We start from the raw sequence: 23,257 nt of genomic DNA, 5'->3' as shown, positions 1-23,257 counted from the left end.
CTAGGCATCGGAACTTTCCCATGTGGCGGTTACTGCGCCCAGGCCAAAACTGGTCTGCTTGCCAAGATGGACCCTGGCCGCAAAATCCACATATTCTGCAAAGGCTGCCACTGGTCCGGCGTAACTGACTCGTCCCACAAGACCGCCCAAATGCATCGCCGTGTTCTGACGCCCTGAATAGCGGCGCCAGTCGTGCCAGCGCAGTACGCTTGCCGCAGTACATATGCCCGATGCTGCCTCACGCAAGGCGCTGAAATCATCAGGTGACAGGCGAAAATCCTTGCCGTCCAATGCATAAAGGTTGCCCAGACGGCGCAAGATGAGCCGCAACAGCAGACTGAAATCCAGATCGGCTGCCAAGTGATTCGCCTGCTTGAAGCGCAACGGGGTCAATAACTCAAAAGTCAGTCTGCCTTCTGCGCGGAAGCCGGCAAGTCGGGGCACGGGCAAGTTTTGTATTTGGTACGGCAGCAACCGCTCGTTGATGCCATCATAGATGGAGACGCCATCCTGCCGGACATCATCCAGAGAAAACTTGCCCTGCCCTTCCGCAATGCCGCGCCCCATGCCCCGTTGTCCGGCAAGTTTGAAGGCGTGGATAAAATACGGCAGGTATTCCACGGCATAGGAGAACAGTTTAAGCCTGAAACAGAAGATGTCACCTTGCGCTAAATCACAGATATTGTTTTGCGGCGGCTCTATACAGAAAGGAGGCGGCAACATAGGAGCAGCACGGCTGTTTTCCGGCGCACTGGCAAAGGTGAACAGTTTTGGAAAAATACAGGTTCGCTCCAACATGCAATTCTGGCAGTTCCTGCCCTGCATCATGCAGACCGCATGCCGCAGGCTGTTCCCCAGGACGCCACGCAACATAGATCCTTTATACAGCGGGAAGTGGCCTTCGCTCTGCATTTTAAAGATGAATTCTGTGGAAAGATAGCGCATGTATAAAGATTAAGGGAAAAGCCTGACGTTAGCAACTATCCTGCGGGACCCCTCTCATGATCCGCGGATGGCGGCCGCCTGGCGGAACAGCGGTTAAACGGAATCACCCGGCAGAACCTCCTCTGGCGGAAATGGCTTATGGCTTTTGGGGCCAGAGGTAATCCCCCCAATAGGATATTTAACTTTGAAATGCCCTGCTGCTGCGTGAGCAGATGCCCGCTGTGGCGGCGTAAGCGCACTGTATTTGCGCTGGTAAGCGCCGAACCGAGCGTGGCGTAAACTTTGAGAATGCATATTCTCAAAGTGAATCTGCTCTAAGGGAATCCAGCGGACAGTTATTCAACAAAAAAGCCCGTGAAACCTGCGTCTCACGGACCTTTGCGAACATTTACGCCCAGCACTGGGAGGCCCCCAATGGGCCTCCCGGCGGGCATTTCAGGGCCGAAGAGGCAAGCCCTGAAAAGTAAAAAAATCTGCAGCTCAGGTTCGCAGGCCGCACACGCCCCAGAACCACGTTATCCCCGCTTCTGCGCCTTGCCTGACGGCCGCGCTGCGCGGCCGTCAGGCCTTTACCGTTCTGCGGTGTTAGGGCATTTTAACTTTGAAATGCCCTGGCGGCTGGGTGAGCAGACACCCGCTGTGGCGGCGTAAGCGCACTGTATTTGCGCTGGTAAGCGCCGAAACGAGCGTGCCGTAAACTTTGAGAATACATATTCTCAAAGTTAATCTGCTCTAGTCCGCCTGCGTCCGGATAAAGGTGGGAATTTCAAAATCGTCCTCATCGTAGGTGAAATCCTTCTGCCCAGGATTGTGCGCGCTGCGCATGGACTGCCCCAGGGCTTGCCGCTTGCGCAGATAGGAAGGGCCGCCGGCGGCGTCTTTTTCGTCGCTCCAGCGCCCCACCTGGGTGCGGCGCGTAACGCGGCCGGATTCTTCGTCCAGCGCGGGTTCGTCCATCTCTCCGCTGCGGGGGCTCGGCGCGCCGGCGCGGCCGCCCAGACGGCGCGAATCGGCCATGACCGCGTCGCGGCCGGGCTTGCGGAAGTTGGTCACCGTGGCGGCCTGCGGCTGCACGCTCTCCACGGGCTGAGGAGACTCAATGCCTGTGGCGATGACCGTCAGGCGGATTTCGTCGCCGATATTGTCGTCAAAGACCACGCCGAAGATGATGTTGGCGTCCTCAGGCGTGGCGTCGCCGATGATTTCGCCGATTTCAGCGATTTCGTCGGCGGTGATGTCCGTAGGCGCGGTGATGTTGTAGAGCACGGCCTTGGCGCTCTCCAGCGAAACGTCCTCCAGCAGCGGGCTCATAATGGCGCGCTGGGCCGCCTCGCGCGCGCGGTTCTCGCCGGAGGCGATGCCCGTGCCCATGAGCGCCAGACCAGACTCGGCCATGGTGGTGCGCACGTCGGCAAAATCCAGATTGATGAGGCCTTCGCCCACAATGACGTCAGAAATGCCCTTGACGGCGTAATAGAGCACGTCATTGGCCTTCTGCAGCATTTCAGAGAAAGGGGCCTTCTTGGGGGCAAAAGCCAGCAGCCGGTCATTGGGGATGGTGATCAGGCAGTCCACATGCTGCTTGAATTCCTCCAGGCCCGAATCCGCAGCGCGCTTGCGCTTGGCACCCTCGAAGCTGAAGGGCTTGGTGACCACGCCCACGGTCAGCGCGCCCAGTTCCTTGGCGGCCTGGGCCACCACCGGAGCAGCGCCCGTGCCCGTGCCGCCGCCCATGCCCGCGGTGACAAAAACCATGTCCGCGTCCCCGATGGCTTCACGAATGGCGTTGACGCTTTCCACCGCGGCCTCGCGGCCGATCTCGGGGTTGGCCCCGGCGCCCAGCCCCTTGGTGAGCTTTTCGCCCATCTGCACCTTTACGGAAGCGCCGTTTTTGGCCAAAGCCTGCAAATCCGTATTGGCGCAGACGAACTGTACCCCGCGCAGCCCGGAGGCGATCATGTTCTGCACGGCATTGCCGCCGCCGCCGCCCACGCCGATGACCTTGATCTTGGCGTTGCTGGCCAACGAAGTGTCAATATCGTCAACGATTGATTGAGCCATACGTCCTCTCCTGTAGTTCAGACCTCAAATGCCCGCTTGAGGTTTGTTTGTTAGGAAATATCCGCAAACCACTTTTTCATGCGCACGAGCACGCCGTCAAAAACGCCGCTCTCGCTCCGCGTGGTGAATTTTTTCTGGCCGGAGAGCTCTTTTTCCGCGCCATAGCGCAACAGGCCCACGGCCGTAGAAAATTTGGGGCTGTTGACCACGTCCTTCAGGCCGCCCACATTGCGGGGGTAGCCGATGCGCGTGGGCAGGTTGAAGATCTGCTCGCCCAGCTCCTGGCAGCCCTCCATAAGGGCCGTGCCGCCGGTAAGCACCACGCCCGCGCCGATCATATCCTTGTAGCCGGAGCGGACCAGGGTCTGGTCCACCAGGTAAAGGATTTCCTCCATGCGCGGTTCGCAGATTTCGGCCAGCACCTGACGCGACAGGCGGCGCGGATCGCGCCCGCCCACGCTGGGAACCTCGATAAATTCATCATGGCGCACCATGTCCGCCAAGGCGCAGCCGTACTTGAGCTTGATTTTTTCTGCGGAAGCCACAGGCGTGCGCAGGCCGAAGGCGATGTCATTGGAGAGGTTCTGCCCGCCCAGGGCCAGCACGGCCGTATGTTTGATGGCGTCGTTGGCGAAGACGGCAATATCCGTCGTGCCGCCGCCCAAGTCCACCAGGGCCACGCCGATTTCGCGCTCCTCCTCAGTGAGTACGGCCTGGGCCGAGGCCAGAGATTCCAGCGCAATATCCGAAACTTCCAGCTGGCTGCGGTGGCAGGAGCGCACAATGTTCTGCGCGGAGGAAACGGCCCCGGTAACAATGTGCACCTTGACCTCCAGGCGCACTCCGGCCATGCCCAAGGGGTCGGCGATGCCGCGCTGGCTGTCCACAATATATTCCTGCGGAAGGATATGGATGACTTCCCTGTCAGCAGGAATGGCCACGGCGCGGGCCGCGTCCAGGGCGCGCTCCACGTCGCGCTGGGCCACCTCGCCGCCTTTGACGGCAATGACCCCGTGGCTGTTGATGCCCATAATATGGCTGCCGGCAATGCCCACATACACCGAGTGGATTTCGCAGCCGGCCATAAGCTCCGCATCCTCCACCGCCTTGCGGATGGACTGGACGGTCTGCTCAATGTTGACGACCACTCCTTTACGCAACCCTGTGGAAACACTGGTGCCGATGCCCACCACGTCGACGAGACCCGACTCCGTAAGCTCCCCGACTACCGCGCAGATTTTGGTAGTGCCGATATCGAGGCCAACGATGAGCTCGGACTTGTTCATGCCATACTCCTGAAACGCCTTTATATGAATTGTGCCGGGGCTGCGGCTATGCGCCCGCAATGCGCCGACCCGTGAGCTTCCTCTGCAGTTTTCGTTCGCCTGGCCTTGCGGCCGCGCTACGCGGGCTTGCTGAGCAGCACCCACACGCTCCCGTTGACGGCCCGCACCTCGCGCACATTGCGCAGCTCTCGCCTGCGGGCCAGATCGCCCAGGGCCATGCCCAGGCGGGCCAGGTTGCCCTCCCAGTCGTCCGTGGCGAGGGAGAGGCGCAGCTCCCGATCCTCCAGGTAGAGCTCAATGCCCCTGCCGGGGCTGAGCGTTACCGTGGCTATGGCCCCGGCCTCCACGGGCAGCGCGCCCTTGCGCATATCCTGCAGCAGTCGCGTCAGGTACGGGATGTCGTCCTCGGCCCCTGGTTCCACGCGTAGCGTGGGCAGCGAAAGGAAGTTCTCACTCTCTACCGGGGCGATGATCTCGCCGTGCTCATTGGCGTAATACAGCACGCCGTTTTTGTGCACCCAGAATGAAGGCAGCCGCTCTTTAATTTTTATTACGAACCTGTCGGGCAAAAGACGTTTGACCGATACTTCCGCCACCCAGGGGGTTTGCCGCAGGTTGCGTTCAACCTTGGCAATGCTCACGGAAAGGCTGTTATCGCCCTCGCGCAGCCCGCCGTACTGCAGCACCATCTGCCGTGAAAGCCGTACATTGCCTGTCACATCCACATGGCGCGTGGTGAAAAAATCGCTGGTTATCGCCGCGTTGTACAGCCACAGAGAGGCAAAACACACACAGGCCAGCACCAGACCCAGCCCCAGCAGCAGCGCGGCCAGCGCCGCCAGGCTTTTCAGCCCCCGCAGGCCCCGCAGCCGCGCGCTCAGGGCGCGCAACAGGGCCGTTATGCCGGGGCGCGAGGGTTGGCGCCCCTTTTTGCCCGAAACCGCAGCGCGGGTATATGCGTTACGGGCTTTGCGTCCATTTTTTTTTACGGCAAGAGGCATGGCGCTATCCTGACCTCGGGCTCCAGCAGGATGCCGCAACGCCGCAGCACGGTTTCCCGCGCCTCTTGCAACAGGGCCAGGGCCGCGGCGGCGCTGCCTTCGCCCTCATTGATCAGAAAGTTGGCATGCAGGCTGGAAAAGGCCATGCCGCCCAGTTTTTTTCCTTTAAAGCCCGCCTGCTCCAGAAGTTTGCCGGCGGACATATCCGGCGCGGGATTTTTGAACACGCAGCCCGCGCTCCAGGCCGTCACAGGTTGTTTAGACTTTTTCTTAAGAAAGTTGTGACGCATGCACTTACAGATGCCATCCCTTGCCGCTCTGGTCAAGCCAAATGTGCCTTCCAAGACAATAAAATCACCCATGTTGCCTGCAATGCACAGATGTCGATAGCCATACTGTAGTCCAACTGCGTTGACAGTGCGCACTGCTCCATCAATAACAGCTTGAATTTCAACGATATTTTTGCAAGTCTCCACACCGTGCGCCCCGGCGTTCATGGCAATGGCCCCGCCCACGCTGCCGGGAATGCCCACCAGGCCCTCCAGGCCGCTCAAGCCCTGGGCGGCGCAAAAGCGCAACAGGCGCGGCAAGGGCACGCCCGCCCCCGCGCGCACCAGCACCAGCCCTTCCGCCTCCCCCACGATCTCAGGGCCGTGCGTCAGCAGGGGCCGCACCAACACCAGTGGCAGCTCACCGTCCTGCGCCAGGATATTGCTGCCCGCACCGAGGATAAACGGCGTGCCGCCCAAGGCGCGCAGCCGCTCGGCCAGCAAGGGCACGTCCTCCGGACGCTCCAGCACGATCTCGGCCAGGGCTGTGCCGCCTATGCGCAGGGTCGTGCGCGGGGCAAGCCAGGGGGCGGGGGTTTCACGCATGCTCATGCGCCTCCAGCCAGGCCGGGCCCAGGCGGGTGATGCTGCCTGCGCCCAGGGTCAGCAGCACGTCGCCGGGCCGGAGCAGCGCGGGCAGGGCCGCGGCCATGGCGTCCAGAGTCTGAAAATATTCCACCGGCGTGCTCGACACCTGCCGAATGCCCTGGGCCAGGCTCTGGCCTGAAACGCCGGGGATGGGTTTCTCCGACGCAGGGTAGATTTCCGTGAGCAGCAGCAGATCCACCGCGTCGAAAACCTTGCAGAATTCGCCGAAATGGGCCTGGGTGCGCGTGAAGCGGTGGGGCTGAAAGGCCGCTACCACGCGGCGGCCGGGAAAAACCTGACGGGCCGTGGCCAGGGTGGCCGCGATTTCCGCCGGGTGGTGGCCGTAGTCGTCCACCACCGTAACGCCGCCCCGCTCGCCCTTGAATTCAAAGCGCCGCCCCACGCCGCTGAAGCCGTCCAGACCGCGCGCGCAGGCCGCAAAGCTGATCTCGGCCGCCATGGCCGCACCGATGGCCCCCAGGGCGTTGAGCATATTATGCCGCCCTGGCTGGGGCAGATTGATTTCACCCAGCTTCGCGCCATCGCGCCAGACCTCAAAGCGGTTGGTGCGCCCGCTCGCCAGGGGCACGGCGCGCAGGGCGTTTTCTTCGGCAAATCCGTAGGTGAGCACCGGGCGTTTGACCTGCGGCAGAAGGGCCCGCACGCCGGGGTCGTCGCCGCAGACCACGTTGAGCCCGTAAAACGGCACCTGGTTCATGAATTGCACAAAGGCCGCGTTGAGGCATTCACGGGTCTTGTAATGGTCCAGATGATCCTCATCCACATTGGTCACCACGTTGACGATGGGCAGCAGGCAAAGAAAAGAGCCGTCGGATTCGTCCGCCTCGGCGATGAGGTAATCGCCGTGGCCCAGGTGCGCGTTGGTGCCGTAGACATTGAGCCGTCCGCCGATGATCACCGTGGGGTCCAGACCGGCAGTATCAAAGATGGAGGCCGTCAGCGAGGTGGTGGTGGTTTTGCCGTGGGTGCCGGCAATGGCCACGCCCTGACGCAGGCGCATGAGCTCCGCCAGCATTTCAGCGCGGGGGATGATGGCGATGTTGCGGCGGCGGGCCTCCACCAGCTCCGGGTTGTCGTCGCTGATAGCCGTGGATTTGACCAGCACCTGCACGTCGCCGATATTCTCCGCCGCATGCCCCAGGGCGATGTGCGCGCCCAGATCCCGCAGGTGGCGCACCACGGCGGAATCTGCCATGTCCGAGCCCGTAACCGCGTAGCCCTGGTTGAGCAGCACTTCCGCAATGCCGCACATGCCCGCGCCGCCGATGCCCACCATATGGATGCGCTTGATTTTGCTGTTCATTCCAAAAATCCTTTAAAAAAAGTCTAGATAGATTGCGCTGTTAGCTGCATTCCTGGTCGAAAACCCGGCGAACGTGCGCGACGCTCAGGCGCGCGGTTTGGTAATGGATTCCAGCATGTCGGCCACCCGCGCGGCGGCGTCGGGCCGGGCGGCGGCCAGGGCCGCGGCGGCCATGGGCGCGCGCGCCCCCGGCATGGTCAGCAGACGCAGCAGGGTTTCGGCCATCTGCTGCGCCACCATGCGCCCTTCGGGAACCAGCTCCGCCGCGCCGCAACGGGCCAGCACGCGCGCGTTGCGGGTCTGATGGTCGTGGATGGCGTAGGGAAAAGGCACCAGCACCGAAGGCAGGCCCGCGGCGCAGAGTTCGGCCACGGTGCTGGCCCCGGCCCGGCACAGGGCCACATCGGCCCAGGCATAGGCTTCGGCCATGTCGTCGATGAAGGGGGCCACACTTTCCGGCGCGTAGCCCGCAGCCGCATAGGCGGCGCGTACCCAGCCCGCATCCGCCTCGCCGGTCTGGTGGCGGATTTCCACCCCCGCGCCACGGAAGGCGGGCAAATTTTCCACCATAAAGGCATTGAGGGCGTGCGCGCCCTGAGAACCGCCCATGACCAGCAGGCGGCGCGTGCGCCGCTCGCGGGAGAGTTGGCCCACGGCGCTCACGGCGGCCCGCACGGGATTGCCGGTAAGCACGCACTTCCGGGGGGCAAACCCTTCCGTATTGGGCAGCGAAAGGCAGACCTTGCGCGCCAGGCGAGCCAGCAGGCGGTTGCTCGCCCCGGCCACGGCGTTCTGCTCGTGCAGCAGGCCAGGCACGCCCAGAAGGCGCGCCGCCAGCATGGGCGCAAAAGCCGCATAGCCGCCGAATCCGGCCACGGCCTGGGGATTAAAGCGCCGCACCAGGCCAAGGGCCTTGCCCACGGCCAGGGCCATGCGGCCCGCCGCGCCCACGGCCCGCAGGCCGCGCCCCAGAAAGCCGCGCACGGGCAGCCCCGCAAAAGGCACGCCCGCCAGGCGGGCCAGGCGCTCCTCCGGCCCGTAGAGCGAGCCCACAAAAAGGAGCCGCACCTGCGGATTGCGCCGCCGCAATTCTTCAGCCACGGCCAGAGCCGGGAAGATGTGCCCGCCGGTGCCGCCGGTGGTCAGGAGGATGCTGTCCACGGTTCCGCCGTCCTTGAAAAGTTCATGAGCAGCCCCACGCAGAGCATGGTGGCCACCAGGTTGCTGCCGCCGTAACTCATGAGCGGCATGGGCACGCCCTTGGGCGGCGCCACGCCCATGACCACGGCCAGGTTCATCACTGCGCCCATAACCAGGATGGTGGTAATGCCAAAGGCGGTGAAGCGGTCGCGCAGGTTCTGCTGGCCCATGATGATCTTGTAGCAGCGCCAGAACAGCAGGGCGAACAGGATCATAACCACGCTCACGCCCACGAAGCCCAGCTCTTCGGCCAGCACGGCCATGATGAAGTCGTTGTGGGCTTCCGGCAGGTAGAACATCTTCTGCTTGCTGGCCCCCACGCCCACGCCGAAAAAGCTGCCCGACCCAATGGCCAGCAAGGACTGCACCAGCTGGTAGCCCGTGTTGTGGGCGTCCTGAAAAGGATCAAGAAAAGCCAGCAGCCGCCGCAGACGGTAGGGGGAGGAGATGGCCAGGGCCATAGCGCCCGCGCAGGCCAGGGCCACGGAAAAGAACAGGTAGATGAAGCGGGTGCCGCCCGCCACGCACATAAAAAAGAGCAGGCAGGCCAGCACCACGGCGCTGCCGAAGTCCGGCTGGAGCAAAAGCAGAAAGCAGAACAGGCCCGTGACGGCAAAAGGCGGAATGACGCCCCGGCTGAAGGTCTTAATAAGATCCTGTTTGGCGCTCATAAAATAGGCCAGATACAGGGCCAGGGCGAGTTTGACGAATTCCATGGGCTGCACGGAAACAGGCCCCAGCGGAATCCAGCGCTTGGCGCCGTTAATGGCCGGGGTGAGCGGCGAAAGCGTCACCAGCAGCAAGAGCAGGGCCAGGAACAAGGCCGGATACTGCAGACGGTAAAGCCACTGGCGCGGCATGAGGGCCGCCCCCCAAAGGGCCGCCCCGCCCGCCAGAGCAAAAACGATCTGCCGCTTGAAAAAATAGTATTTGTCGCCGTTGACCTGCTCGGCCACAATACCGCTGGCCGAAAGCACCATGACCAGCCCAATGGCCAGAATGACGAGCATCAGGGCAAACAGCCACCAATCAAAAGGCGCGGAAGCCTCCGCCCCGCTCACGGCGCGGGCCAGGGCGCTGCCCCCGGATTTTTTGGCGGTTTTGTTCGTAAAAACGTTTTTCATGCCAGCAACCCCACCAGGCGCTTGAAGTCGTCGCCGCGCTCTTCATAATTGCGGTACAGATCGTAGCTGGAGGTGGCAGGGGCCAGCAGCACCACCTCGCCCGGCCGCGCATTGGCGCTCACAAAGCGCACGGCAGGCGCCAGCGTGGCGTGCCAGGTCAGGGGCACAATGCCCTGCCAGGCCTTTTCAAAGTGTTCGCGACTTGCGCCAAACAGCACAACTTCCTTAACTTTTTTCTTCACTAGGGGGGAAAGGGCCGCCAGATCGCCGCCCTTGAACTTGCCGCCGCAGAGCAGGCGCACGGGCCGGTCAAAGGCCTCCAGGGCCACCTGCAGGGCCGAAACCGTGGTGCACTTGGAATCGTTGACATAGAGCACGCCGCGCAGCTCGCGCGCCCGCTCCAGGCGGTGCGGCAAGGGCGCAAAGCGGGCCACGGCGCGGGCGGCGCTCTCCTCCTGCACGCCGAACAGGCGGCAAGCCTGCCAGGCCGCTTCCTCATTGATGCGGTTGTGCCGCCCCATGAGCTTGCTGTGGGGGAAGCGCTCCGTAGCCTCCACAAAGACTGTGCGCGCTTTGAGCCCGAAGCGCGCGGCCAGGGGCCGCAGCTCCGCGCCCAGCACGGCCAGGTCGCCTTCGTCCTGGCAGCGGAAGAGGCGGAATTTGGCCGCAATGTATTCTTCCATATCCTTGTGGTAATCCAGGTGGTTGGGCGTGATGTTGAGCAAAATGCCCGCCCTGGGGCAGAAGGTGGTGCAGGTCTGGAGCTGAAAACTGGAAATTTCCAGCACCAGGGCGTCGGCCTTGGCCCCGGCCAGCACATATTCCGAAAGGGGCGTGCCGATGTTGCCGCCCAAAAAGACGGCATAGCCCTGCTCGTGCAGCATGGCCGCCGCCAGAGAAGCCGTGGTGGTCTTGCCGCTGGTGCCGGTGACGGCCAGCACGGGCTCGTCGGCAAGGTAACGCCAGGCCAGCTCCATCTCGGCCAGAATTTCTGAGGTTTTCGCGTCCGCCAGCCCTTGCAGGCGCACGGCCGGCATGCCGGGGCTGGGCACCACAAAAGCCGCGTCGGCAAACATTTCCGGCTTGTGTTCGCCCAGCAGCAGTTCTATGCCCAGGGCGCGCAGCTCGCCGGCCAGGGCCTCCCGGCCCGCAAAGGCTTTGGGGTTGCTGTCCAGAAGCCGCACGCGCGCGCCTTCGCGGCGCAGCAGTCGCGCCGCCGCCAGGCCGGAACGGCCCGCGCCCACCACCACCGCCAGTTCCCCGGCATTGATGCGTCTGCCCCGTGCTTTTTCCAGCGCCATAAGCCGTCTCCTCAGCGCAGTTTCAGGACTGAAAGGGCCATGAGCCCCAACAGAATGGACGTGATCCAGAACCGGATGATGATCTTGGATTCCGGCACGCCCTTGAGTTCAAAATGGTGGTGCAGCGGGGCCATGCGGAAGATGCGCTTGCCGCCGGTCCAACGGAAGTAGCTCACCTGCAGGATGACCGAAAGGGTTTCGGCCACAAACAGGCCGCCCACCACGGCCAGCACCAGCTCCTGCTTGCAGAGCAGGGCCAGGTAGCCCAGCACGCCGCCCACGGAAAGGGAACCCACGTCGCCCATAAAGACCTGGGCCGGATAAGCGTTGAACCACAAAAAACCCAGGCCCGCGCCCACCAGGGCCGCGCAGAATACGGTCACCTCGCCCACGCCCGGCATATAGGGCACCAGCAGATAACTGGAGAAGCGCGCGTTGCCCGTAATGTAGATGAAGATGGAAAACACCAGGCAGGCAACGATAGAAGGGCCGATGGCCAGGCCGTCCAGCCCGTCCGTAAGGTTCACGGCGTTGGATGCGGCCACCATGACAAAAATGCCGAAGGGCAGGTACATCCAGCCCAGGTCTACGGTCACTTCTTTGAAAAACGGCACCGTGAGCTTGCTGCTGTAGTCCGGATTGGCATAGAGCAGCAGCATGGCCGCGCAGGCCACCGCCAACTGCCCGGCCATTTTGGCCTTGGGGGAAATGCCCCGGTTCTCGTGGTGCCGCAGCTTGGTCATGTCGTCCCAGAAGCCTACGGCCCCAAAGCCTACAAAGACGAAAACAGCCTGCCAGACATAGGGATTGGACAAGTCAGACCAGAACAGCAGGCTCAGGGCAAGGCTCGCCAGCATGAGCAACCCGCCCATGGTGGGCGTGCCCGCTTTGGAGGCGTGGGCCGCCACGTCCTCAAGAATGTACTGGCCGCATTTGATCCGCCGCAGCCAGGCAATAAAGCGCGGCCCCACCAGAATGGAGAAGACCAGGGCCGTAATGAGCGCGGCCATGGAACGGAAGCTGATGTAGCGGAACACGTTAAGAAAGGTGTATTCCGCAGAAAAAGGCACCAGAAAATTATAAAACATGCCGATCCGTTCCGTTGGTTTGGCCCGCCTGGGCCGCTACGCTCCGCACTGCGCCCGCGCGGCCTCCGACCGCCCCAAACGCTCCTGCAACGCCGCCAGCAACACTTCCAGCCGGTTGCCGCGTGAACCTTTGAACAACGCCACCCCGGCAGGCAGGCCCGCCGTGGTCCTTTCCCAGGCCGCCACAAAATCCGCCGCGTCGGTCACGGGCAGCCAGGGCCCGGCATAGCCGCCCCGGACCAGGCCCGCGCGCACGGCCTCTGCCTGCCCGCCCTTCCAGAACACGGCGGCCGGCCCCAGCGCAGCCAGCTGCCGTCCCAGTTCCTCATGGCAAGGCGCAGCCTGCGCGCCCAGCTCCAGCATCTCGCCCAGCACCGCCACCAGAGGCACGCCCGCGGCCTGCCCGGCGGTCGCTTCCAGCATCCGCCGCATGGAGAGGGGGTTGGCATTATAGGTATCGTCCAGCACCTGCCAGCCGCCCAGCCGCAGCCGCGCCAGGCGCTGCGCCGGCAGTACGGCCCGTCCCAGGCCCAGGGCAATTTCCTCCAGGCTCAGGCCCAGCAGATGCGCCGCCGCGGCCACGGCAGCCACATTTTCCGCGCCGTAAGCGCCCCGGAAAGGCGCGGCCACGGCGGCCGTGGCCCCCTCCAGGCGGATCCGGAAAAGCCCCAGTTCCCCGGCCCTGTCCGCTTGCGCCGTGCCGCAAGGCACGTCCGTAAGCGCGGCCGGGCCCAGATAGGCCGCAGCGTAGTCCGCGCTCCGCCCTGCGGCGCTGAACCAGCGCACCTGCGCGGCGTATGCGCCCGCCTCGCGCGCCAGATCGGGATAGTCGGCGCAAACCAGCCCCAGGCCGCCGGAGGCCAGGTAGCGCAAAAGACGCGCCTTGTGCCAGGCCACGCCCTTCTCGCCCAGGCCCTCCGTATGCCCTGCGCCCGCATTGAGGATTACCCCCAGATCCGGCCGCAGCACGGCGCCCAGGGCGTCCATGTCGCCCGCGTGGCTGATGCCGGCCTCCATAACCCAAAAATCTTCCTGGCCGTCCGCGGCCAGCATGGCGCGGGGCATGCCGATCTGATTATTGTGGTTCAGGGCGTTGCGGGCCGTCCGGCCGCGCACGGCCAGCACCTGGGCCAGCACTTCCTTGAGGGTGGTTTTGCCCGCCGTGCCTGTAACGCCCACCACTCTGGCCGTGGTTCGGGAGCGCCAGAGGGCGGCGATGCGCCCCAGGGCCGCCACCGTGTCCGGCACCAGCAGCACGGGCGCGCCCACAGAGGGCAAGGGGCGCTGGGCCAGCACTGCGGCTGCGCCCCGCGCCACGGCAGCGGCGGCGAAATCGTGCCCGTCTACCCGGCTGCCGGGCACGCAGACAAAAAGCGCGCCGGGCGAGGCCTCGCGGCTGTCCGTCACGGCAGCGGTCAGCAGGCGATCATCGCTGCCGCCGGGCAGGCCCAGGTAGGCCGCTATTTCCGCATAACTCAGGCGCAATGCAACAGCTCCCGCACCACTTCCTGGTCGCTGTAGTGGTGCTTTATTCCCTGGACGATCTGATAATCCTCATGCCCCTTGCCCGCAATAAGCAAAGCGTCGCTCTGCCCCAGCATCTCCAGTGCCCTGGCCGTGGCCGTGCGCCGGTCCGCCTCCACCAGCACTTCTCTGGCAGTTTTGAGGCCCGGCAGCACATCTTTGAGGATGGCTTCCGGATCTTCAAAACGCGGGTTATCCGAGGTAAGCACGGCCACATCAGACCACCGGGCCACGGCTTCACCCATGAGCGGCCGCTTGGTGCGGTCTCGGTTGCCGCCGCAGCCAAACACGGTGACGATGCGCGCAAAGCCCGCCTTGCGCAGGGCCTTAAGCACATTAACCAGGGCGTCCGGCGTGTGGGCGTAGTCCACAAAGACATGCAGCCCGCGAGGATTGGGCACCCGCTCCAGGCGTCCGCAGACGCCCGTAAAATGTTCCAGGGCCGTGAAGGTTTCCGGCTCCATGCCCAGTTCCAGGGCCAGGGCCTGCACGGCCAGCAGGTTGGAGGCGTTGAAGGCCCCCACCAGAGGCGAACGCAGATCCCAGGCGGCCTTTCCCAGGCGCATGCGCAGGTGGCAGCCCTCAGGGCCTGCGGAAATGAGGTCGCCCCACAGGTGGCGGCGCTGGGGCCCGCCCTTCTGCAGCCCGAAGGAGAGCGCGCCGGGGCAAAGCTCCAGCAGGCGACGGCCCCAGGGGTCGTCGGCGTTGACGGCCATGGCCTTGTCCGCCCTGGGCAGCTCCAGAAAAAGGCGGGCTTTGGCCTTGAAGTAGCTCTCCATATCCTTGTGGTAGTCCAGATGGTCCTGGGTCAGATTGGTAAATATGGCCCCGGCAAAGGGTATGCCATCCACGCGCTGCTGCTCTATGGCGTGGGAGGAGGCCTCCATCACGGCCACATCCGCCCCGGCGGCGGCCATCTGCGCCAGCATGGCGTGCACATGCAGGGGATCGGGCGTGGTCAGCGGTGCCGGCTCCGCATGGCCGGGCCAGCGGTAGTTTACCGTGCCCAGAACGCCCACCTTGTGTCCGGTTTCGCTGAACAGCCGCTCCAGCAGGTAGGCGCAGGTGGTTTTGCCGTTGGTGCCGGTAACCCCAATGATCCTGAGGGGCAGAGCGTCCGTATGCCAGCGGGCCTGCGCCAGCCGCCAGAGGGCCTGGCGCGGGTCAGTGTGCTGCACGGCCGTGCAGCCCTGGGGCACGGCGGCCGCCGCTTCGGGCCGGCAGACCACCCAGGCCGCGCCCGCAGCCGCGGCCGCGGGAATAAAACGCGCGCCGTCCTCGCTCGCGCCGGGCACAGCCACAAACACGTCGCCAGGCCCGACCTGGCGCGAATCGGAGCGCACCTCCACCCCGCCGCGCCGGCACTGTTCCAGCAAGGCCGCAAAATCCCGTTCCATACCCTGTTTTCTCCCTTGCGGACCGCCGCCGGTCCCCGCGCCTGCGCCCTTTGCGGGCGATAACTGCCTGACGGACGCGGCCCCTTGTGGCCCACAACCGCGCGCTGCCGCGCCGTCAGGAAGGCTGAAAATCTGTTCCGCTACCGTTCCGAAAGCCAGAGGACGTATTCCGCGCCCCGGTCGTCTTCGGGCCAGGCCGTGCCCGGCGGGGGGCTTTGCCTGACCACGCGGCTACCGCTGCCCTTGAGCTCCGGCACGACGCCCGCGCGGGCGAACAGCTCCACGGCATTGCGCACAGTCTTGCCCATGACGTCCGGCACGCGGCTGCCGGCCTTGGCCAGATGCCCCGGCAGGCGCATGCCCGCTTCCGGCCGCACAGGCGCGCTCTTGCGCGCGTCGCGGCTGAAGGGCATCTCCAGCCCGGCCAATTTGAGGCTGCGCCCGCTGCTTTTGCCTGCAGCCGGGCGGCCTTTGTCGGCTTCCTCGTTTGCTGCGCCTGCGGCCAGCATGCCCGTATAGGTCACGGTGCGCGAGGCAATTTCCTTAAACACCGGGGCGGCCACCACGCCGCCGTACTGGTTGCGGGTGGGCTCGTCCACCATGACCAGAATAAGATAGCGGGGCTTGTCCGCGGGGAAGAAGCCCACAAAGGAGGCCAGCCGCTTGCTGCCGTAAGTGCCGGAGCGGTGGTCGGCCTTCTGCGCCGTGCCGGTTTTGCCCGCCACCAGAAGGCCGTCCACGCGGGCGCGTTTGCCGGTGCCGTCCTTTTCCTCCACCACGTCGCGCATCATGTGCATGACCTGGCGCACTGCGGTTTCCGTGTAGACGCGCTTGTGGGCTTCCACCACCGCGCCGTCGTCGCGGGTGAGGCGCAAAGGCTTGAACACGCCGTTGTTGAGCAGGGTAAGATAGGCCTGCATCATTTGGAGGCCGGTGACGGAAATGCTCTGCCCGAAGGAGGTGGCCAGCACGTCCACCTCGCTCCAGTCGCGCGGCTGGCGCAGAATGCCCCGGCTGTCGGCCACGGGCACGCCGGTGTGCTGCCCGAAGCCCAGGGCGTGCAGGTATTTGTAAAACGTGGGCGCGCCCAACGAAAGACCGATCTTGGCCATGCCGATGTTGGAGGAATAGCGCAGCACCTTGGTGGCGGGAAGGATGCCCTGGCGCGAGGTGTCCCGGATGGTGAAATTTTTGTTCACCCATTTGCCGCCCTCGCAGTCAATGAGGGTGCCGGGCGTGACCTTGTGCTCCTGCAGGGCGGCGGCCATGACAAAAGGCTTGAAGGTGGATCCCGGTTCCAGCGCGTCCGCCGCCAGGCGGTTGCGGTAGATGAGCGGGCTTGATTCTTTATAGGTGTTAGGATTGAAGAAGGGATACTGGGCCCAGGCCATGATCTCGCCGGAAGGCACGTCCACCACCAGCGCGCCGCCCCAGCGGGCGTCGAAGTCGCGCACGGCGCGGGCTATGGCTTCCTCCACAATAAACTGCATCTGCACGTCGATGGTCAGGGTAACGTCCTGGCCCACGGGTTCGCTCTGGCCTTCCTCATGGAGGTAAAAACGGCGGCCCATGGCGTCGCGCTGCACGATCTGGCGGGTGGGCACGCAGCCCAGGCGGTCGTCCAGGGTGCGCTCAATGCCTTCAAGCCCCTTGTCGTCCAGGCCCACAAAGCCCAGAAGCTGCCCGGCCATATGCTTGAAGGGGTAGATGCGGTCGTATTCCTTGCTCAGGCCGATGCCGGGGATATTGGCCTTGCGCACGGCCTCGGCGGTGTAGTCGTCCACCTTGCGGCGCAGCCAGACAAAACGGCGTTTGGTCTGGGAAAGCTCCGCGTAAAGTTTTTGCGGATCCTGCCCCAGGATGGGCCCCAGCTTCAGGGCCATAGCCTGAAAATCCTCAATGTCCTGCGGCCGGGCGTAGACGGAACGGGCCTCCACGCTGCGGGCCAACACCTGCCCGTTGCGGTCGAGGATCATGCCCCGGCGGCCCGTAACCAGCTCTGTAGCCATGTGCTGCCGCCGGGCGCGCTCCGCCAGGCGCGGCCCTTCAATCATCTGCAGGTACCAGGCCCGGCCCCACAACCCCACCCACAGCAGGCAGAACACGCCCACCACCAGGCGGATGCGCGCCCGGCCCCAGTCCACCGAGCGCACCCAGGACGCGCCTTCGCGCCCGGAAGCGACGTGGCGGTTGGGACTGGGGGCGGCCCTCTGCCGGGGGGCGGCGCCTGACCTGTTGTTTTTGCGGGATTTGAGTCTGAACATGGCGGTTCCTGATATGACGCCGGGCAAGCGCCGTAAAAAATGCACCCACATCCGCCCGGAAACCGGGCCTTCAGCGCAGCTCCAGCCGCCGGATCTGCCCCGGCTTGGGCTCATGCATGCCGTATTCCTCAGCGCGGCGGCGCAGCTCGTAAGGCGAGAGCAGGCGCTCCCGCTCCACTTCCAGCTTGGCCCGCAGGGCCTCGCGTTCGCGCAGAGTATTCTGCGAAATATTGATGAAGTAAGTGGTGTCCATCCGTTCTATGTTGCTCCACACCAGCACAAGCCCCATGACCATGCAGGACAGCAGGCCCAGGACCAGGGCCAGCAGCCAGCCCCTGCCGCCGGACTGCCGCGTGACGGCCCCGCGCCTCATGACACGGCCTCGGCGATCTTTTCCACGGCCCGCAGTTTGGCGCTGCTGGCCCTGGGATTGCGCGCCAGTTCTTCCGCATCGGCCTGAAGGGGCTTTTTGTGCAGCAGGCGCACTTCAGGCACATGATGGCAAACGCAAACGGGCACATGCCGGGGGCAACGGCAGCCTTCGGCCCAGTGGCGCATGGCCTGCTTGACCATGCGGTCTTCCAGGGAGTGGAAGGTAATGACGGCCAGCCTGCCGCCCAGAGCAAGCCTGCCCAGAATGGCGTCCAGAAACCGGCGCAGCTCGCCCAGTTCGTCGTTGACGGCCATGCGCAGGGCCTGAAAAGTGCGTGTGGCCGGGTGCCGCCGGGCCCTGGCCCGCCAGGCGGCGGGATAGGCCTTTTCCACCAGGGCGGCCAGCTCGCCGGTGGTGTCAATGCTGGCCTTTTGCCTGGCCTCCACAATGACGCGGGCAATGCGCCCGGCCTGGGGTTCCTCCCCCAGGGTGGCGATGCATTCCTTAAGTCGGGCGAAGCTCTCCCGGTTGACCCAGTGCCAGGCCGAAGGCAGACCGGGCTGCGGATCCATGCGCATGTCCAGGGGGCCGTCGCTGTGGAAGCTGAATCCCCGCTCCGCCTCGTCCAGTTGCAGGGACGAGACCCCGATGTCCAGCAGCGCGCCGTCCACCCGGTCCCAGCCCAGTTCGTCCAGGGCCTGGGCAAATTCGCTGTAGCGGCAGTGAAAAAAGTGCGCCCGGCTGCCAAAGGGCGCAAGCCGCTCCCGGGCCAGCTCCAGGGCTTCCGCATCCCGGTCCAGACCGCAGAGCTCCGCGCCGGGGGCCGCCGCAAGCACGGCGGCGGCGTGGCCGCCCAGGCCCAGCGTGCCGTCCAGGTAGCGCCCGCCGGGGCGCGGGGCCAAAGCCTCCAGCACCTGGGCGGGCAGCACCGGCACATGCCGGGCCGGGCCTTGCTCTGACGACGTAAGCTGCTGCATGACCATATCCTGTAGGCGAAAGCGCGGGCCTTGCCCTGGTTCGGCGAGACGCAGGAAGCGCCGCGGCCCGCGTTTACAGGCTGATGTCCAGCCCGCTGGCGGCCAGCTCCGCGGAAACATCCTCAATGCTCAGGGCGTCGAATCGGCTCTGGTCCCAAATTTCAAATTTGTTGAACATGCCCACCAGCATGACGTCCTTTTTAAGGTCGGCTTCGCGGATGAGCGCCTGGGGTATGCGCACCCTGCCCTGCGCGTCCGGGATCAGCTCCTGCGCCAGGCCCATGACCTTGGTTTTAAAATGGGCCAGGCGGGGCGAAGGCAGGGCTATGCGGCACAATTGCGTGGTGACGGCCCCCCAGTCTTCCGGAAGATAGGCCACCAGGCGGCCATAAAAAGCGGTAAGCCAGAAGGCCCCGTTCTCACTCGCGGCGCAAAGCCCCTCCCGGTACTCCGGCGGGAGCATAAGCCGGCCCTTGGGGTCCAGGCTGCGGGAAAGGCTTTTGCTGAAGATCTTTTGCACCGTCTTACCACTTTTTTACTACTTTTTACCACTTTTTCCCACTTATGCCCCAAGGGGCCGGGGGTGTCAAGCGGGCCTGGCCGCAGCGCCGGAAACCCTTGGCCGCCGGGCCAAATACCTTGACAATGAAGGGAAAAGCGGGGAGAGTTCTGTAATCCGGATGCACTGCGCAACAACGGGAATCACCAGGGGCCCCGCGCCCCTGCGGCCTTTAACCACAAGAGCACCATCGCCCGCCCCGCGCTGTCCTTGCGACGCCCCGCCCTGGGAGCCCCGCAGCCGAGCCGGGCCACGCAGCAGCGGCAAAGGCAAACGGGGTCGGGAGAGCGATCGGCATTGGGGAATACCGCATGAAAACCAAAATCGTCGCCACCATCGGTCCCGCCTCCAACAGCAGCGAGAAGCTGCTGGCCCTGGCCGAGGCCGGCGTCAGCGTATTCCGCCTCAATTTTTCCCACGGCGGCGCAGCGGATTTTGTCGCCATCATTGACCGCATCCGCGAGGTGGAGCGCGCCCTGGGGCGGCCCATCACCATCATGCAGGACCTTTCCGGCCCCAAGATCCGCCTGGGCGTTCTGCCGGAAAAAACCATCAGCGTGAGCAAGGGCATGCGCCTTGTGCTGGGCCCCACGGACCGGCGCGTGGCCGACGCCCCTTACCTGCCTTTTGACCACGACGTCATCCTTGAAAGCCTGGTGCCCGGTGACCGCATGGTGCTGGCCGACGGGGGCCTGCAGTTTGTGGTGCAGGAACGGCGCGCGGACGGGCTGGTGACCCTGGAAGCGGAAAATGCCGGGCTTGTGACCTCCCGCAAGGGGCTGGCACTGCCCGGCAAGGCCACCAAGGTACGCGCCCTGACGGAAAAGGACAAAAAAGACCTGGCCGACGGCCTCAAGCTGGGCGTGGACGCCGTGGCCGTTTCCTATGTGCAGACCGCTGACGACGTGCGGGAGGCCAAGGAGCTCATCGCCGCCGCGGGCAAGAGCATTCCCGTGGTGGTCAAGCTGGAGCGCCAGAGCGCCGTGGACAACCTGGACGCCATTCTGCACGAAACGGACGTGGTTATGGTGGCGCGCGGCGACCTGGGGGTGGAGTGCCCCCTGCCCCACCTGCCGGCCCTGCAAAAGCGCATCATCAGCGCCTGCAACAAGGCCTCCAAGCCCGTCATCGTGGCCACGCAGATGCTGCTTTCCATGGTCAACAGCCCCGCCCCCACCCGCGCGGAAACCACAGACGTGGCCAATGCCGTGCTGGACGGCGCGGACTGCGTCATGCTTTCGGAAGAAACGGCCATGGGCAACTTTCCGGTGGAGACCGTGCGTTACATGCGCCGCATTACCGACGAGGCCGAAAGCCTGCTGCTGCTCAACCGCAAGCTGGAGGAACCGGACGCGGACAAGGGCATTCCGGAATTTCTGGCCTATTCCGCCTGCCTGCTGGCAGACAAGGCCGGGGCCAGGGCTCTGGTTTCCCACAGCCTTTCAGGCAGCTCAGCCCGGCAGGTTTCGGCCAGGCGCCCCTCGCAGCCCATCTACGCCCTGACCCCGGACCCGGTTACGGTCAAGGCCCTCAACTTTGTCTGGGGCGTGGAACCCGTTTTTGTGGAAAACCCTGAAGAAGAACCCAGCCACCTGATCCGGGCGGAGAACTTCATCCACAACAGCCCGGAATTCGCCCCCAACGATTGCGCCGTGATCACCGCCGGGCAGGTCAAGGGCTCTTCAGCCACGCCGCGCGGCACCAACCTCGTGAAAATCTACTGGAAATAACCTATGGCCCAGAATATTAGGGAAAGCCGGCCCATCCCTCAGAACATCAATGAGGAATACTACCAGATTAGTGGAGAAATCCTCTCCAGCTTTCCCAAATACCGTCCGCCGGTAGATCTGTTCAGCTTTCGCGAGGACATCAGCGTGCTGGCCCCCTACTGCAAAAAGGGCGTGCGGCTCAGCAACGAGCAGGTGGACGAGGTGGCCGCCCTCTGCGCCGAGGGCAATCTTTTTGTTTCCCGCTCCGACCACCCCATCTACTCGCGCCATATCGTCAAGCAGCTGGACCTGGTGCTGCAGGATCAGAACCTCAAGGAAGCGGAAATCGCCGACATCTGCATCCGCGCTCTGCTCCTGCGCTACGGGCAATTTGCGGAACAGCCGGTCAAGCTGGTCTTTGAGCCTCTGTACCGCGACGTCATGGTGGTAACGGAATACCTCTGGAACGACCGCCACCGCTGCACTATCTTTATGCGGCGGCTGTTCCGCAAATATTCCCAGCCGCGCCACGCCATCAACACCATGATTGTGGGCCTCTGGCTGTGGCTGCAAGGCACGGGCGAAATCCGCCGCCGCGACCTGGACCGCATGGCCCTTGCCTTCTTGCTGCACGATGTGGGCATGCTCAAGGTGCCCGCCTTCCTGACCAACAAATCCGGCCCCCTCAAGACGGAGGAACGGGAAAAAATTCTGCCGCACCCCCTGGTGGGCATCAAACTCATGCAGAAGATGGACGTAGCCTTCGAGGAGCTGGTGCGGGCCTGCTTTGAGCACCACGAACGCCTGGACGGCTCCGGCTATCCGCAACACCTCAAGGGCGCGCAGATCAGCCGGGTGGGCCGCATCACGGCCATTGCGGATTCCTTTTCCGCCATGATCTGCGACCGCCCCTACGGCCAGAGCAAGGACATCCTGGCCGCCGCCAAAGAGCTGGCCGGCGACGCCCGCTACGACCAGGAAATGACCAACCGGCTGCTCACGGCCTTTGCCGCCGGCGGCATCGGCCCCACGGTGGATATGGACGCCGCTGTGGACGCCCCGGAAACGGCCGCGGACTGACCCCTTGCGCTCCGGCTGCCCGCGCGGCGCGCCGCCGCCGCACTCCCGCCGCGGGCGCGCCGACCTGAAAAATCCGCGGCCCACAGCCGCTCCTTGCGCCGGACGCCATCGCACCATGCAACGCCATCTTACACGCCAAGAGCTTGAAGGCCTGACCCTGTGCTGGGAACAGTGGGAGGCCGAGGCCGTCACCCGCACCCAGAAGCTCCTGCGGGCACGGCTGCACTTGGCCTTTCTGCTCATGCGCTACGGCGGCCTCCGCCTGGGCGAAGCGCTGCAGATTGTTCCCCGCGCCGCCATTGACACCATTACGGGCGTGCTCCGCGTGCCGGGCTCCAACGCCAGGGAAATCCTGCTGCCGGTGAGCGCCATGCGCAACATCCGGCGCATCCTCAGCCTGCCCCAGGCGGCCGAGCCGGATTTTTTGCAGCTGGACCAGAGCTTTTTGCGCAAAAAACTTTATGCGGTGGGCAGCCGCATGGGCCTGCCGGCCAATGCCGTAGGCCCGCGCGCCATCCGCTATTCCCGTGGCCTTGAGCTGCTGGAGCTGCACGTGCCCATGCCGCTGGTGCTCAAATTTCTGGGACAGCAGGACGCGGAGCAGCTGCTGGCCTTTCTGAATTTTTCCGGCGGCGCGGCCCGACAGGTTCTGAGCGCCCAGGCCCAACGCCGGAACGCCGCCTGCGGCGGCGAGGCGGACGATGGCGCCAACCTCTTCTGGGGCATTGTCAGCCGTATGGCCGTCGGCATGCGCAAGGTGCAGGTGGAGATCACCACTTTTTCCGATCTGCGTCTGCTTGCCGCCTGCACCCCGGAAGAGGCGGCACTTCTGGAAGTGCACGAAAACCAGGTTCTGAGCGCCCGCGTCGATCCGGAACGCATCGCCCTCACCCCGGAAAGAACCCCCCTGAGCCTTGCCAACTGCCTCAAAGGCGTGGTGGAAAGCCTGCATTCCGACCTGGTGGAAAGTTTTGCCTGCATCGGCCTTGCGGACGGCACCACCTTGCGCGCCACGCTGGAAACCGCCGCTCTTACCCAGGCGCGGCTGCGCGAGGGCGGCAAGGTCTGCGCCTACTTCTCCTCCGCCGCTGTCCGCCTTCTGGACGACTGAACCGCCGCCCTGCCCC

At 64.6% G+C, this 23,257-nt stretch carries 19 protein-coding genes; 3 read left to right on the top strand and 16 right to left on the bottom strand.

Annotated elements, in window-relative coordinates:
* From cas6 to BLS55_RS05435, 16 genes are all read right to left on the bottom strand, one after another.
* Positions 1-945: a CRISPR system precrRNA processing endoribonuclease RAMP protein Cas6 gene (gene cas6 / locus BLS55_RS05510; protein WP_092153361.1), complete on the bottom strand. Its 945-nt coding sequence runs from the start codon at positions 943-945 to the stop codon at positions 1-3.
* Between the two features lie 732 nt (positions 946-1,677).
* A complete protein-coding gene (gene ftsZ / locus BLS55_RS05505; RefSeq protein ID WP_092153360.1) occupies positions 1,678-3,006 on the bottom strand; it encodes a cell division protein FtsZ in 1,329 nt (442 codons plus the stop codon).
* Positions 3,007-3,056: 50 nt separating this feature from the next.
* Positions 3,057-4,292 (bottom strand): cell division protein FtsA, encoded by a 1,236-nt coding sequence (gene ftsA / locus BLS55_RS05500; protein ID WP_092153359.1) that lies wholly within the window; start codon positions 4,290-4,292, stop codon positions 3,057-3,059.
* A gap of 116 nt (positions 4,293-4,408) precedes the next feature.
* Entirely contained in the window at positions 4,409-5,182 is a 774-nt protein-coding gene (locus BLS55_RS05495) for a cell division protein FtsQ/DivIB (protein ID WP_257243141.1), read from the bottom strand.
* 95 nt (positions 5,183-5,277) lie between these two features.
* Positions 5,278-6,168 carry a UDP-N-acetylmuramate dehydrogenase gene (gene murB, locus BLS55_RS05490; protein ID WP_092153375.1) on the bottom strand — a complete coding sequence of 297 codons (891 nt, stop codon included), beginning with the start codon at positions 6,166-6,168 and terminating at the stop codon, positions 5,278-5,280.
* Positions 6,161-7,534, bottom strand: coding sequence for a UDP-N-acetylmuramate--L-alanine ligase (gene murC / locus BLS55_RS05485; RefSeq protein WP_092153357.1), 1,374 nt, complete (start codon positions 7,532-7,534; stop codon positions 6,161-6,163). The genes murB and murC overlap by 8 nt, the downstream gene beginning before the upstream one ends.
* Before the next feature lie 84 nt (positions 7,535-7,618).
* Positions 7,619-8,695 (bottom strand): undecaprenyldiphospho-muramoylpentapeptide beta-N-acetylglucosaminyltransferase, encoded by a 1,077-nt coding sequence (gene murG, locus BLS55_RS05480; protein WP_092153356.1) that lies wholly within the window; start codon positions 8,693-8,695, stop codon positions 7,619-7,621.
* Positions 8,677-9,858, bottom strand: a complete 1,182-nt coding sequence (gene ftsW, locus BLS55_RS05475) for a putative lipid II flippase FtsW (RefSeq protein ID WP_092153355.1) — start codon at positions 9,856-9,858, stop codon at positions 8,677-8,679. Before ftsW ends, murG begins: the two co-directional genes overlap by 19 nt.
* The gene (gene murD / locus BLS55_RS05470) at positions 9,855-11,159 is read right to left on the bottom strand and encodes a UDP-N-acetylmuramoyl-L-alanine--D-glutamate ligase (protein ID WP_092153354.1); all 1,305 of its coding nucleotides are present in this window, start codon (positions 11,157-11,159) and stop codon (positions 9,855-9,857) included. The genes ftsW and murD overlap by 4 nt, the downstream gene beginning before the upstream one ends.
* An 11-nt stretch (positions 11,160-11,170) precedes the next feature.
* Complete coding sequence (gene mraY, locus BLS55_RS05465) at positions 11,171-12,247, bottom strand: phospho-N-acetylmuramoyl-pentapeptide-transferase (RefSeq protein ID WP_092153353.1); 1,077 nt, start codon at positions 12,245-12,247, stop codon at positions 11,171-11,173.
* Between the two features lie 36 nt (positions 12,248-12,283).
* Entirely contained in the window at positions 12,284-13,732 is a 1,449-nt protein-coding gene (locus tag BLS55_RS05460; protein WP_257243140.1) for a UDP-N-acetylmuramoyl-tripeptide--D-alanyl-D-alanine ligase, read from the bottom strand.
* The gene (locus tag BLS55_RS05455) at positions 13,723-15,168 is read right to left on the bottom strand and encodes a UDP-N-acetylmuramoyl-L-alanyl-D-glutamate--2,6-diaminopimelate ligase (protein WP_092153352.1); all 1,446 of its coding nucleotides are present in this window, start codon (positions 15,166-15,168) and stop codon (positions 13,723-13,725) included. Before BLS55_RS05455 ends, BLS55_RS05460 begins: the two co-directional genes overlap by 10 nt.
* Before the next feature lie 140 nt (positions 15,169-15,308).
* On the bottom strand, positions 15,309-17,432 hold the full coding sequence (locus BLS55_RS05450) for a penicillin-binding protein (RefSeq protein ID WP_092153351.1): 2,124 nt from the start codon (positions 17,430-17,432) through the stop codon (positions 15,309-15,311).
* Positions 17,433-17,502: 70 nt separating this feature from the next.
* Entirely contained in the window at positions 17,503-17,805 is a 303-nt protein-coding gene (locus tag BLS55_RS05445; RefSeq protein ID WP_092153350.1) for a hypothetical protein, read from the bottom strand.
* A complete protein-coding gene (gene rsmH, locus BLS55_RS05440) occupies positions 17,802-18,788 on the bottom strand; it encodes a 16S rRNA (cytosine(1402)-N(4))-methyltransferase RsmH (RefSeq protein WP_092153349.1) in 987 nt (328 codons plus the stop codon). The genes BLS55_RS05445 and rsmH overlap by 4 nt, the downstream gene beginning before the upstream one ends.
* A 67-nt stretch (positions 18,789-18,855) precedes the next feature.
* A complete protein-coding gene (locus BLS55_RS05435) occupies positions 18,856-19,302 on the bottom strand; it encodes a division/cell wall cluster transcriptional repressor MraZ (protein ID WP_092153348.1) in 447 nt (148 codons plus the stop codon).
* A 350-nt stretch (positions 19,303-19,652) separates the two neighbouring features.
* On the opposite strand from BLS55_RS05435, the gene pyk reads away from it, so the two are divergent.
* The 3 genes from pyk to BLS55_RS05420 all read left to right on the top strand — a co-directional run bounded on the left by pyk (position 19,653) and on the right by BLS55_RS05420 (position 23,241).
* Positions 19,653-21,071: a pyruvate kinase gene (gene pyk, locus BLS55_RS05430; RefSeq protein WP_092153347.1), complete on the top strand. Its 1,419-nt coding sequence runs from the start codon at positions 19,653-19,655 to the stop codon at positions 21,069-21,071.
* 3 nt (positions 21,072-21,074) lie between these two features.
* The gene (locus tag BLS55_RS05425; protein ID WP_092153346.1) at positions 21,075-22,130 is read left to right on the top strand and encodes an HD-GYP domain-containing protein; all 1,056 of its coding nucleotides are present in this window, start codon (positions 21,075-21,077) and stop codon (positions 22,128-22,130) included.
* A 115-nt stretch (positions 22,131-22,245) separates the two neighbouring features.
* Positions 22,246-23,241 (top strand): transporter, encoded by a 996-nt coding sequence (locus tag BLS55_RS05420; protein WP_092153345.1) that lies wholly within the window; start codon positions 22,246-22,248, stop codon positions 23,239-23,241.
* The last annotated feature ends 16 nt before the right edge of the window (positions 23,242-23,257 follow it).

The organism is Desulfovibrio legallii (genome assembly GCF_900102485.1).
Taxonomy (GTDB): Bacteria; Desulfobacterota; Desulfovibrionia; order Desulfovibrionales; family Desulfovibrionaceae; genus Desulfovibrio; species Desulfovibrio legallii_A.
The sequence above is the reverse complement of the archived record's forward strand: the minus strand, read 5'-3'. Positions and strand labels throughout refer to the sequence as shown.

Coding starts and splice junctions, on each gene's coding strand:
- BLS55_RS05445 (WP_092153350.1), bottom strand. CDS start 17,805: ATGAGGCGCGGGGCCGTCACGCGGCAGTCCGGCGGCAGGGGCTGGCTG.
- murB (WP_092153375.1), bottom strand. CDS start 6,168: ATGCGTGAAACCCCCGCCCCCTGGCTTGCCCCGCGCACGACCCTGCGC.
- cas6 (WP_092153361.1), bottom strand. CDS start 945: ATGCGCTATCTTTCCACAGAATTCATCTTTAAAATGCAGAGCGAAGGC.
- BLS55_RS05425 (WP_092153346.1), top strand. CDS start 21,075: ATGGCCCAGAATATTAGGGAAAGCCGGCCCATCCCTCAGAACATCAAT.
- rsmH (WP_092153349.1), bottom strand. CDS start 18,788: ATGGTCATGCAGCAGCTTACGTCGTCAGAGCAAGGCCCGGCCCGGCAT.
- ftsZ (WP_092153360.1), bottom strand. CDS start 3,006: ATGGCTCAATCAATCGTTGACGATATTGACACTTCGTTGGCCAGCAAC.
- pyk (WP_092153347.1), top strand. CDS start 19,653: ATGAAAACCAAAATCGTCGCCACCATCGGTCCCGCCTCCAACAGCAGC.
- ftsA (WP_092153359.1), bottom strand. CDS start 4,292: ATGAACAAGTCCGAGCTCATCGTTGGCCTCGATATCGGCACTACCAAA.
- BLS55_RS05455 (WP_092153352.1), bottom strand. CDS start 15,168: ATGGAACGGGATTTTGCGGCCTTGCTGGAACAGTGCCGGCGCGGCGGG.
- BLS55_RS05450 (WP_092153351.1), bottom strand. CDS start 17,432: ATGTTCAGACTCAAATCCCGCAAAAACAACAGGTCAGGCGCCGCCCCC.
- ftsW (WP_092153355.1), bottom strand. CDS start 9,858: ATGAAAAACGTTTTTACGAACAAAACCGCCAAAAAATCCGGGGGCAGC.
- murD (WP_092153354.1), bottom strand. CDS start 11,159: ATGGCGCTGGAAAAAGCACGGGGCAGACGCATCAATGCCGGGGAACTG.
- mraY (WP_092153353.1), bottom strand. CDS start 12,247: ATGTTTTATAATTTTCTGGTGCCTTTTTCTGCGGAATACACCTTTCTT.
- murC (WP_092153357.1), bottom strand. CDS start 7,534: ATGAACAGCAAAATCAAGCGCATCCATATGGTGGGCATCGGCGGCGCG.
- BLS55_RS05420 (WP_092153345.1), top strand. CDS start 22,246: ATGCAACGCCATCTTACACGCCAAGAGCTTGAAGGCCTGACCCTGTGC.